Source organism: Leisingera sp. (genome assembly GCF_034669605.1).
Classification (GTDB): Bacteria; Pseudomonadota; Alphaproteobacteria; order Rhodobacterales; family Rhodobacteraceae; genus Leisingera.
The window spans coordinates 1-11,285 of the sequence record NZ_JAXMOX010000161.1 but is presented as its reverse complement, the minus strand read 5'-3'; the positions used below and the strand labels follow the sequence as shown (position 1 = coordinate 11,285).

Genomic DNA, 11,285 nt, shown 5'->3' with positions numbered 1-11,285 from the left:
CGGTGGCAAAACCGCCAAAACGCAGTTCTCCGAACAGGCGCTGGTATTCGATCTTGGGGCAGCGGTTCTGGATCACAGTGACACCGCGCGCCTCTGCCCTTGCAGCGGCTTCGGCATGTTCCACACCGATCTGCATCCAGATGGCCTGCAGCTCAGGGAACCACTCCAGCGCCTCGTCCACAATGGGCGGCACCGCCTCGGAACGGCGGAAGATGTCGACCATGTCCACCGGCACATCGATTTCAGAAAGGCCGGCCCGCACTGTTTCCCCGAACAGCATCTTGCCTGCATGGCCGGGGTTCACAGGAATCACCCGGTAGCCTTTGAGCCCCAGATACCGCGCCACGTAATAACTGGGGCGCACCGGGTTCATCGACACACCGACCACGGCCACTGTCTTGGCCCGCTGCAGGACCGCTTTCAGATGGTTATCACTGTATTCCGTCATGCCGCGCACCCTAGCCCTGCCTTCCGCATCCGCAAAGCCGGATTCACCTCCGGCCCAGAAAAAAGCGCCCGGACGAACCGGGCGCTAGGTATGGAACGAGGGACAGTGAAAAAGATCTGCGGTGGTTCCATTCCGCAGTCCCTATTGAATATGGGCCACAGTTGAAAAAATAAAAGACCACCTCTCGCATTTGTGAGGTGACAGGCTATTTGCGCAGAACCGCAGGCCAGTGGGCACGCCCGTCCGCAATCAATTGCACGGTGTCTGCGCGCCACAGATGATGAACCCTTCGGTTGTTCAGAAGATACAGATCTCCGTCCACGATGGCCCAGATCTGCGGGTTTCCGTCATGCAGCTGCCCCTGCGACACTGCATAGGCGCAATAGCCGCCAAAGGCTGGCGCAAAGGCCCGGGGATTGGCCTCGAACAGCGCCTGATTGCGGGCCGAGGCAAAGCGCCAGACGACACCCTTCCACATCACCGCATGGCTGCGCCGTCCGGGCTCTGCCGCGCCGTGTTCGAAGAACGCAACTGCATCATAGCCGCCGATAGCGACCCCTGCGCGAGAGGAGTAAACAGCAGCATCCGCCCGCACCGCCCCCGGCAGGGACATCACCATCACCGCAACGGCCATCAGGACCAGACGCAAGGCCACATTGCACTCCATTCACTTGCTGCAACAGACTTCTGACTCTGCCGCACCGCTCCGCCTTTGCAAAGGCGGTATACGCAGATGTGATCAGCCTGTGACGGCCGGCACCGCGGCCCTACCGGGCGATAGAGGCATAAAGCGCGATGGCGGCCGCGTTGGACACATTGAGCGAGCCAAAGCCGCCCGCGGCGTCAATCTTGACCAGCCCGTCAACGGTCTCCTTGGTTTTCTGCCGCAGTCCCGGGCCTTCGGCGCCCAGCACCAGGGCCACAGGCAGGTGCTTCTTGCCGTCCAGCGCGGCCTCGACGGTCTGATCCGCCTCGCCGTCCAGCCCCAGCACGATGAAGCCCATCCGCTGCAGTTCGGTGATGTTATCAGACAGGTTGCGCATCCGCAGGTAGGGCTGGCGTTCCAGCGCGCCGCTGGCGGTCTTGGCCAGCGCCCCGGTTTCCGGCGCCGAGTGATGGCGGGTGCCGATCACCGCGCTGGCACCCAGCACCTCGGCCGAGCGCAGAATCGCGCCGACGTTATGCGGATCGGTCACCCGGTCCAGCAGCAAGACCCGCGGCGCCTCGCGGCCGATGCAATTTTCTGCCAGACCGCCCCAGTTCAGCGGCTTCACTTCCAGCGCCGCGCCCTGGTGCACCGACTGCGCATCGATCGGCGGATTGAACTTGCGCGGGTCGATCACCTCGGCCTCGACGCCCGAGGCCGCAATCGCATCGGACAGTTTCACTTCGGCGTTCATGGTCACCATCAGGCGCAGTTTTTCCCGCTGGGGATTCATCAGCGCATCGCGCACCGCATGCAGCCCGAACAGCCATACAGTTTCTGCCGAAGCGGCCTTTTTGGACTGTTCTTTTTCGACGACCCATTTGGGTTTCTTGGACATTTTGCTCTCCAGCAGAAAGAATTTCCGGGCGCTTTGAAAAACTTGCGATTTTCCTGTTGACGCCCGTTTGGCCTGCTAGTAATCACGCCTCCACGTCAGGTGCAACACTCACCTGACAGTGGGCGACAGGCCGCAAGGTGTGGCAGGGGACTGTAACTCCCTCGCGGAGACGCACGCCTGGTTCGATTCCAGGGTCGCCCACCATCTTCTCTCTTTTACAGACCGGACGATGGTGGTTCAGCTGCAAGCTGAACAGGCTGAACGCTGCCCGGCACAGCAAAAAGCCCGCATGAAGTTCGCGGGCTTTCCAATTGATTTAGAATGCGAATGTGCCGGTCAGGCGGTTTCGGCCACGGCCTGGTCCGCCCAGGCGATCAACGCGTCCAGATCCGGCCCCGCCGCCACCGCCATGCCGTCGGCAAAAGCCTGGAACGGCTCCACATTCATTTTGTTGACGCCGGAAATCACCGGAATGCCCAATGCCAGCGCCTCCCCGATGATGGGGCGCATGCCGCGTCCGTCGGCCTCATGCTTGCCGAATTTATTGACGATCATCAGCTGCGGCCGCGGTTCGGATTGCAGCGCGGCCGAGACCTTCCCGACCGCCCGTTCCAGCGCTTCCGGGTTCAGCCGGCAGCCGCGGGCACCCGCGCCCAGGGATTGCGAAATCCGGATGGTTTCGCCGTCTGGCAGAACCCGCACATCCATGTCGCAGAGTTCCTTGTCGTAGCATTCCACATTGGTCTGCACGATGCCCGCCAGGCGAAAGCCCTTGGCTCGCAGTTTCTCTGCCAGCTCACTCAGCAATCGGTCGGTGGCACCGCGTTCTTGGGTCATCACATAGGCCAGGTGCATCGGTTACTCTCTCCAGTCTCGTGTCTTTTTATAGGTGGTCATACGGCGTGCAGGGTCAACCCCTACCAGGGCAGAGGCTGATAGCCGATGACAGGCGCGTGCAGGATCAGCAGGATCAGGAAAACCGCTGCCGCCGGCACCGCCTCAAGCATTGCAGGGCGCAGGCGCGCGAGATTCAGCCGCGCTGTATTGCGGCTGAGACGGTTCCATTCGCCCTGCCCCAGCCGGCGCTGTGTGCGGCTGTCGATCAGTCCCATGCCGATCCAGGCAAACCCCGCGAACAGGCCGAACAGGATCACATGTGCCAGATCGCCATTGGCCAGCAGATGCGCCCCGGCCCACAGCGCCATCGCGGCCAGCAGCGGATGGCGGCTGACCGCCAGAATGCCGGGATCCGCCGGATCAAAGGCCCGCAGCCCCAGGCCCCCGAAACTGAACGGGTTCTGCCGCATCATCCCCGCCACAGCCAGCAGGCAGGCCAGCGGCATAAGCAGAAGCGGCGCCCAGCGCAAGAGGTTCCAATGTGGCAGCACCCCGGCATAAGGCGCCCGTGCCGCCGCCACGGCCAGCCAGGCCAGAATTGCCAGCGACAGCAGGCTGTAGGCAATGGTATAGCCGCCCAGCCCCAAGTGGCGCACCAGCCAGGGCCGCACCGGCGGGCGCACCGGGATCGCGTAGCTGAACAGAAACAGTGCCAGCGCCGCGGTGAATTCAAGCCAGCCCATCGGGGTTTCTCCAGAATTAGATCAGTCTCGATCAAGGCTATACGCGGGCGGGCAGTATAGAACGTTGCCCCAGATCAAAAAAGGGCGCCGCCGGGGCGCCCTTCTCATGTCGCTGCAGCCAGGCTTACAGCCCCAGCGCCTTGCGCCGCTCCTCGGCAAAGCCCTGCACCATGCGGTCGGCAATCAGCGCCAGGATCGCCATCGCCGCCCCGGCGGAAATGCCCAGCCCGACATCCGCCTGCCCCAGCGCCAGATAAATCGATTGGCCCAGGCCGGTGGTGCCGATCAGCGCCGCAATCACCAGCATTGCAAAGGCGTAAAGGATGGTCTGGTTCAGCCCCAGCAGGATCGACGGCGCCGCATAAGGCGCGCGAATGTCCTTGAGCGTCTGCCATCTGGTGGCACCGGAGGCGGTTGCGGCCTCGATCATCTCTTCCGGCGTTGCGACCAGCCCATGCCGGGTGTAGCGGATCATCGGCACGATGGCATAGGCGATGATCGCCAGGAAGGCCGAGAACTCGCCGATCTGGAACACCATCAGCACCGGAATCAGGAAGACGAACAGCGGGATCGTCTGCAGCATGTCGCAGGTCGGGCGCACCACCCGCCACAGGCCCGGCGACACCGCCGAGGCAAGGCCGATCGCGCCGCCCATCACCGCGCAGGCAAACACCGCAGCACCGGAGAGATACAGCGACAGCAGCGCCCGCTCCCACAGGCCGGAGATCAGGATGGTACCGAGCAGGACCACGGTCAGGATCGCCAGCCCGCGCCCGCCAGCCACCCAGCCCAGCGCCCCGGCGCCCACCAGCACAAAGGGCCAGGGCAGCTGCGAGATACCCGTTTCCAGCATGCCGGCGGCAATCAGCAGCATCACGCCCAGCGCCAGTCGGCCGCGCAGGGCCAGGACCAGCCCCGCAGCGGCGGCCGCCGCAAACAGTCCCAGGCTCATCGCCGGGGTCCAGGCAAAGCCCCAGGTGAAGGGCAGCACCGCCTGATCCAGCCCGATCCGCAGCGGCAGCAGCACATAGAACAGCACGTTGGTCTTCAGCGCCGTCAGCGCATCGGCATTTGCAGTGGTAAAGGCCGACAGCCCCCTGTCCACACTGTCCGCCACCGGGTTGAACAGGGCATAGGCGCCGGGCTGCTGAAGGCTGCCCCAGAAGGCCGCACTCACCGCCGCGCCGGTGGCCAGAATGCCCCAGGCGATGCGCGGGTCGTGTTTCTCGCGCCGGTCTTCGGTCAGGGTGCCGCTCATCCGGTCGATCAGGATTGCAAAGATCACGATCACCAGCCCCGCCAGCAGGCTTTGGCCGAACTGCGCCTTGCGCATGGTCAAAAGGACCTCCCAGCCGATATCGTCAAAGCCGCCGATCACGGCGGCGATGATCACCATCGACAGCGCCGCCATCAGGCATTGGTTGACACCGACCATGATCTGCTGCCCGGCGGAAGGGATCTCGCACTGGAACAGCTGCTGAAGGCGGGTGCCGCCGGCCATGACGGCGGCCTCCTTGATCTCGGGCTCCACCCGCTCCAGGCCAAGCAGCACATTGCGGGCCATTGGCGGCGCGGCATAGATGGCGGAGGCAATCAGCCCCACCACCGGGCCAAAGCCGAACAGCACCAGCAAGGGGGTGAGATAGGCAAAGGTCGGAACCGTCTGCATGATGTCCAGCAGCGCCTGCACCGGTTTGCGGATCTTCGGGTATTCATTGGCCAGAATGCCGATGCTGCCGCCGATGATCAGCGCCAGCGGTACCGAGACCGCGACCAGCGCCAGCGTATTCATGCTCTCGGGCCAGTAGCCCGACGCCAGCACGAACCCCAGACCTGCGATGGCCATCAGCGCCATCCGCACCCCGCCCAGGGTCCAGGCCAATGCCGCGGTGGCGCAGATGACCAGCGGCCAGGGGGTGTTGCTCAGCACGTAACTGGCGGCTTCCATCGGATAGAACATCAGCGCCGAGAAACTGCGGGCCGCAGGTTTGATCAGCGCCAGGAACCACTCCATGGCGGCCCCCACCCAGTCGGTGGCGGGCAGCACCCAGGCGGCGGGAAATTTCATCAGCCAAGGCACACTGCTTTCCAAAAGCAGGCACAGAGCGCCAACCGCCGCTGCGATCAGCGCCGCCGCGGCGCCTTTTGTCAGACCCGCCATCAGCCCTGCTCCACCTGCAGCGCCGCCGCCAGGTCTGCCGGGTTCACAACGCCAACCAGCTGGCCGTCCGCCGACCGGACCGGCACCGGATCGTACAGCTCCATGCAGCGTGCCAGGGCGGCATCCAGCGTCATGTCCTGACGCAGGCCGGGATCATCGGCGCCATAAACCAGCTCCGCACCGGTTTCCATCACCGAGGCCACACGGGCATGGCGGCCCTTAGCCACATCCTTGGAAAACTCGCGCACGTAATCATCCACCGGGCGCAGCACGATGTCGGCCGGCGTGCCGATCTGCACAATCCTGCCATCGCGCATGATGGCGATGCGGTCGGCCAGTTTCAGCGCCTCGTTGATGTCATGGGTGATGAAGACGATGGTGGTCTTCAGCTTGGCCTGGATCTCGAGGAATTCATCCTGCAGCTGCCGCCGGATCAGCGGGTCGAGTGCCGAGAACGGCTCATCCAGGAACCAGACCGAGCAATCCGCCACCAGTGAGCGGGCAATGCCGACCCGCTGGCGCTGGCCGCCGGACAGCTCGCGCGGGTAGTGGTTTTCGCGGCCGCGCAGGCCGACCAGAGTGATCACCTCTTCCGCCTTGGCCTGCCGTTGCTTTTTCTTCACCCCCTGGACCCGCAAGGGATAAGCAACATTTTCGACGACCGTCATATGCGGGAACAGGCCAAAATGCTGGAACACCATACCCAGCTTTTTGCGGCGCAGTTCGATCAGCCGCTTGGCGCTGGCCTCGACGATGTTTTCGCCGTCGATGCGGATTTCACCACCGGTTGGGTGCAGCAGATGCGAGATGCAACGGATCAGGGTCGACTTGCCGGAGCCCGACAGCCCCATGATCACAAACAACTCCCCTTCCCTCACTTGAAAGGAAGCATTCTGAACCGCCGGGATCAGCCCCTTGCGGCGCAGCGCCCCGGCAGCGTCATGCGGCGAGTGATGGTTTGCCAGCGCCTCTTTCAAGGCGCTGCCTGCGTCATTGCCAAACACCTGCCAGACATTCCGGCAGGTGATGGCAGGCGTGCCGGTGCCGGCTTCAGGGCCGCTCACTGGGCAGGGCTCACTTGATCGCGGCGTCGACAACCGGGCGCCACTTGGCCTCATTCTCGGCCAACCAGGCAGCAACAACCTCTTCAACCTTGCCGCCGTCCACATCAATCGCCCCCATCATCGGCTGCTGGTCTTCCACAGCCAAAGTGTAATTCGACAGGATCTCATAGGCTGCAGGCCAGGTTTCCTCAGTGCCGGACCAGGCCGCCTTGAAGATGCGCGAGGGCGAGAAATCGCAATCATTCACCGCGTTCGGGTTCGGGCCCCAGGCCGGATCCGTGAAACAGGCCTCTTCGCCCGGCGGCAGATCGACAAATTTCACATCATAGGCCGACATCGCCCAATGCGGCTGCCAGAAGGTGACCAGCAGCGGCGTCTTACGTTCAGTCGCAGCGCGCAGTTCAACGATCAGGGCGGCCTCGGAGCCCGCAGGCACGGCCTTGAACGGCAGGTCCAGCCCGGCCATGCGGTCGGCGCCAGGCGTGCCCCAGTCGGCGGGATAATCCACCAGGCGGCCATTGGGCAGGGTTTCCGCGGTGGCGAACTGCATCGCGCAGTCCTTCAGCGCTTCCCAGGCCGGCAGGCCGGGGCAGATCTCGGCCACATGCGCCGGATAGGCGATGCCTTCGCGCGCGTTCAGCTCCAGATCGCCGAGTTCGACCACGGTGCCCTCTTCGATCTTCTTGGCATATTCATCCGAGACGTTCGACGACCAGATTTCCAGCGTCGCGTGAATGTCGCCATCGGCAATCGCCTGGAACTGGTTCAGCATCCCGGCCGAGACAAATTCCACCTCATAGCCCGCGGCCTCCAGCATCCCGGCGGCAATATGGGTGGTCACATGCTGGCCGGTCCATTCATTGACTGCCAGCTTGATCGGCTTGCTGGTATCGCCGAGTTCCGCCGCCGAGGCAAAACCCGCAGCAACCGTCATTGATGCGGCGCCCAGCGCCAGCGCATATCCTTTGAAGTTCATTATTCTACTCCCTGTCAGTGGCCTTGCGCCGCCGATTGCCCGGCTTGGCGCCTGATTTTGGACCCCGGTGGTTCATGGCTGCCGCTGGCCTTGCGGCTGATCTTGTTGTTGCCATCAGACGCCCACGTTCCAAGTGTGGCCGGGGATAATGCAAGTATTGGAACATATTACGACGGTTTGTCGAGCCGATGCGGCAGGAAATGCGAAATATTCCGATTAACGGTTTAAGTTCTTGTGCAATCAGTCAAGTTCCAAAAGCACCCTGCTCCGCGCAACTGACGCCTGCATCCGGCATAGCGCGGCAGCGGATACCGCTTCAAGCCATTGCGCGCAAACAACAGCAGCGCCCCCGCCCGGGGCGGGAGCACTGAAACCGGAAACCGGGCCCGGCGGGTCAGGACCGGCCCTTGCCGGTGGCCTCCTCGACAATCGGCATCCACTTGGCCCGGTTCACTGCCAGCCAGCCGCGGGCCGCGCCCTGCGGGGTTTCGCCCCGGACATCCACCAGGCCGATCAGCGGCTGCTGGTCCCAGATACTCAGCTCGTAGTTCTTCAGGATCTCATGGGCAGCCGGCCAGCGCGCCTTGAATCCGGACCAGCTCGCCTTCATCACCCCGCCGCGGTAAAAGTCGCAATCGCCTGCGGCCTTGGGGTTCGGCCCCCAGGAGGGATCAGTGAAACAGGCGGGTTCCGGCTTCGGCAGGCGCACAAATTGCAACGCATAAGATGACATCGCCCAGTGCGGCGCCCAGAAGGTGGCGATCACCGGGCGCTTTTCCTTATAGGCGTTCTGGAATTGCTCAACGATTGCGGCCTCGGAGTCGGCCGCAACCACATCAAACGGCAGGCCCAGGGCCCGGATCCGGTCCGCCCCCGGCGACCCCCAGGATTCCGGATAGCCGACGTAGATACCGCGCTTGCCCTTGCCATCTGCCGAGAAGATACCTGCGCAGTCGCGCAGCGCCTCCCAATCCGGCAGGCCAGGGCACATCTGCGCCACATAGGGCGGGAAAACCACACCATTGCGGGCGTCCAGCCCCATGTCGCCCAACTCCTCAACGCCGCCGGAATCGCGCACGGCGTAATAGTCCTCCGGGCTGCTGGTGGTCCAGATCTCCATTAGAGCGTGGACATCACCTGCGGCCAGCTCGTCATAGATGGCGGCCGGATCCGACTCCACGTATTCCACCGTATAGCCTGCCTCTTCCAGCATGCCGCCGGCGATGTATGTCGACAGATGCTGGCCAGTCCAGTTGTTCAGCGACAACCGGATCGGCGTCCCCGCATCCCCCATGTCGGCTGCGTGAACAGCCCCTGAAACCGCCAGCGCCCCCAGCGCTGCCGCAAACGCTTTGAAATTCATTAGCGCCACTCCCGTACTGCCAGTATTTCCACCCGCCGCACCCCCGGGCACGGCTCTGGATCCGGTATAGCGGGCGGGAGTTGACAAAGGTTAACACGCGGCCGGAAGCGGCGGTCCTATGGCGCGGAAAAAACCTAAAACTTGCCTCAACCGCGGAGCACGCAAACTGGCTGCCTTGGCCGGCTAGCCGGTCCTGCGCGCCGCCAGCAGCACCGGATCATAGGTCAGCGGCAGCTTGCCGCCCCTGCCGAAGCGCTGCCGGTAGCTGTCCTCGAATTCCTGCAGCCGCCCGCGGCTCCAGCTTTGCTGGGCGTGGCCGTTGACGCCGGTCCGGCGCAGGTGTTTCAGCAGGTCCAGGGCGGTATCGAACTCCAGCACCGCCGGCTGCTGCCTGACGGCCCGGATCTCCAAGCCTTCCGGCAGCACCGACGGCCATTCCCCGGCGTCCAGATAGCTGGGTGCGGCGGCGGCTGACCCCAGCGCAGCCAACTCGCGGAACTGGTTGCGGCCAAAGCCGGACAGCGCCAGCCAGCCGCCGGGTTTCAGCCGCGCCGCCAGCCGGGCGGTCAAGGCCGGCAGGTCCGCGACCCACTGAACAGTCGAGGCTGAGGCGATCAGGTCAAACTGCTGCGGCAGCGGCAGGGTCTCGACAGCGCCGGCCTCGAACCGGGACTGCGCCGGGGCTGCGCCCCCCAGCGCCTGCAGCGCCTGCGCCGCCTCGGGCACCAGGTCATTCAAAAGCAGGCTGCCGGCCGTGAACCGCTGCAGCAATTGCCGGGTCAGATGGCCGGTGCCGCAACCGAACTCCAATACCGCCTCGAACCGGCGGGGCGCGCCCTGCGCTTGCAGCAGACCGGCAAGCTGCGCCGCAATGTCCGCCTGCACGGATGCGGTGCCATGGTAGCTTTTCAGCCCGCGGCGGAAGCTTTGGCGCACACGTCCCTGATCCAGCTGAGGCGGCAGCGTGTCTTTCACAGGAACAGCTCCTCCCAGTGCGAGAAACGGTCAAAGGGCGCATGCGGCGCATCCAGATGCGAGACGTTCTGCCCAGCCCAGGCCCGTGCCAGGTTGGCCGGCGGGAATATCTTGTCGCCGGAGCTGATCCAGACGCTGTCAAAACGCATCTGCGGCGCATCCCCGCGGCGCTCAACCGCCAGGAGCTCGGTGCGGCGCGCCTCCACGTCCAGCGCCTCGGCCTTTTGCTCAGCGCCGAACACGCGGGTCAGAAAGCTTTGGTAGCTTTCCAGGCTCAGCGTCTCCAGTGTCCTGCGGAACACCGCAGGCGGAATGCCCGCACCGCGGTTCACAGGCTGCAAACTGCCGTTCACTGCCGCCTTGCGCCGGAACGGGTCAGGCCGCCCCTGCTGCCAATGAGCATAAGAGGCGACGCCGAAAGACCAGGCCAGCAGGCTGACCTGCCCGTAACCGGACAGGTCCGGCAATTCAGCATCCAAATCGGTGTAACCGCTGGCAAACAGGATGTCCTGCGCGCCGTCCAGATGCCAGAACACCTCCGGCCCCACAGCCCAGCCGCCAAAAACCACGATGGCCTCGGCTGCACTGTCCTGTTTGAGCCAGCGGAATTCCATAACTACAGCTCCCGCGCCAGCCGCAGCATGCCCGCGGTGATTTCGCTCAGCTGATCCGGGGACGTGATGAAGGGCGGCATGGTATAGATGTTCTTGCCGAACGGGCGCAGGAAGACGCCCATGTCATGCGCCCGGGCATGGGCTTCGTCCGCCGAGACCGCATGCGTCATCTCGATAACGCCAATGGCGCCCAGCACCCGCACATCCGCCACATTCGGCAGATCCCGCGCAGGCGCCAGTTCAGCCAGCATCTGCTGGCCAATCGCGGCAACGGTGCCGCGCCAGTCCTGCCCGGTGAGCAAATCCAGCGAGGCCTTGGCCGCAGCGCAGGCCAGCGGATTGGCCATATAGGTCGGCCCATGCATGAAGATCCCGGGATTGCCGCCGCCGACCCCTTCGGCGACGCGGTCGTTCGTCATGGTGCAGGCGAATGAGATATGCCCGCCGGTCAGCCCCTTGCCGAGGCAGATGATGTCCGGCTCCACGGTGCAGAAGCCGGTCGCGAACAGCTCCCCCGTGCGGCCGAAGCCGGTGGCGATCTCGTCAAAGATCAGCAGGAT

Annotated in this window: 12 protein-coding genes and 1 tRNA gene; 1 reads left to right on the top strand and 12 read right to left on the bottom strand. The window is 64.3% G+C overall.

Going from position 1 to position 11,285, the window contains the following annotated elements; translation table 11 throughout:
- From VOI29_RS17915 to rlmB, 3 genes are all read right to left on the bottom strand, one after another.
- Window positions 1-448: CoA-binding protein (locus VOI29_RS17915; RefSeq protein WP_323781698.1), on the bottom strand; the 448-nt coding region annotated here is incomplete at its 3' end.
- Window positions 449-653: 205 nt separating this feature from the next.
- Window positions 654-1,103 (bottom strand): YHS domain-containing (seleno)protein, encoded by a 450-nt coding sequence (locus VOI29_RS17910; protein WP_323781695.1) that lies wholly within the window; start codon window positions 1,101-1,103, stop codon window positions 654-656.
- A 112-nt stretch (window positions 1,104-1,215) separates the two neighbouring features.
- Window positions 1,216-1,992 carry a 23S rRNA (guanosine(2251)-2'-O)-methyltransferase RlmB gene (gene rlmB, locus VOI29_RS17905; protein WP_323781693.1) on the bottom strand — a complete coding sequence of 259 codons (777 nt, stop codon included), beginning with the start codon at window positions 1,990-1,992 and terminating at the stop codon, window positions 1,216-1,218.
- 120 nt (window positions 1,993-2,112) lie between these two features.
- On the opposite strand from rlmB, the gene VOI29_RS17900 reads away from it, so the two are divergent.
- Window positions 2,113-2,196: transfer RNA gene (locus tag VOI29_RS17900), tRNA-Tyr, on the top strand.
- A 132-nt stretch (window positions 2,197-2,328) separates the two neighbouring features.
- On the opposite strand, the gene VOI29_RS17895 is transcribed toward VOI29_RS17900, so the two are convergent.
- The 9 genes from VOI29_RS17895 to VOI29_RS17855 form a co-directional block, all read right to left on the bottom strand.
- Window positions 2,329-2,847: a DUF2478 domain-containing protein gene (locus VOI29_RS17895; protein ID WP_323781690.1), complete on the bottom strand. Its 519-nt coding sequence runs from the start codon at window positions 2,845-2,847 to the stop codon at window positions 2,329-2,331.
- A gap of 62 nt (window positions 2,848-2,909) precedes the next feature.
- On the bottom strand, window positions 2,910-3,572 hold the full coding sequence (locus VOI29_RS17890) for an NnrU family protein (protein WP_323781687.1): 663 nt from the start codon (window positions 3,570-3,572) through the stop codon (window positions 2,910-2,912).
- Between the two features lie 124 nt (window positions 3,573-3,696).
- Complete coding sequence (locus VOI29_RS17885; RefSeq protein ID WP_323781685.1) at window positions 3,697-5,733, bottom strand: ABC transporter permease; 2,037 nt, start codon at window positions 5,731-5,733, stop codon at window positions 3,697-3,699.
- Window positions 5,733-6,797, bottom strand: coding sequence for a betaine/proline/choline family ABC transporter ATP-binding protein (locus VOI29_RS17880; RefSeq protein ID WP_323781682.1), 1,065 nt, complete (start codon window positions 6,795-6,797; stop codon window positions 5,733-5,735). Before VOI29_RS17880 ends, VOI29_RS17885 begins: the two co-directional genes overlap by 1 nt.
- Before the next feature lie 10 nt (window positions 6,798-6,807).
- The gene (locus tag VOI29_RS17875; protein WP_323781679.1) at window positions 6,808-7,773 is read right to left on the bottom strand and encodes an ABC transporter substrate-binding protein; all 966 of its coding nucleotides are present in this window, start codon (window positions 7,771-7,773) and stop codon (window positions 6,808-6,810) included.
- 394 nt (window positions 7,774-8,167) lie between these two features.
- Complete coding sequence (locus tag VOI29_RS17870; protein ID WP_323781675.1) at window positions 8,168-9,136, bottom strand: ABC transporter substrate-binding protein; 969 nt, start codon at window positions 9,134-9,136, stop codon at window positions 8,168-8,170.
- A 183-nt stretch (window positions 9,137-9,319) separates the two neighbouring features.
- Window positions 9,320-10,111 (bottom strand): methyltransferase domain-containing protein, encoded by a 792-nt coding sequence (locus VOI29_RS17865; protein WP_323781673.1) that lies wholly within the window; start codon window positions 10,109-10,111, stop codon window positions 9,320-9,322.
- On the bottom strand, window positions 10,108-10,725 hold the full coding sequence (locus VOI29_RS17860; RefSeq protein WP_323781670.1) for a pimeloyl-ACP methyl esterase BioG family protein: 618 nt from the start codon (window positions 10,723-10,725) through the stop codon (window positions 10,108-10,110). The genes VOI29_RS17865 and VOI29_RS17860 overlap by 4 nt, the downstream gene beginning before the upstream one ends.
- 2 nt (window positions 10,726-10,727) lie before the next feature.
- Window positions 10,728-11,285 (bottom strand): aminotransferase class III-fold pyridoxal phosphate-dependent enzyme (locus tag VOI29_RS17855; protein WP_323781667.1); only part of this gene is annotated, 558 nt, incomplete at its 5' end.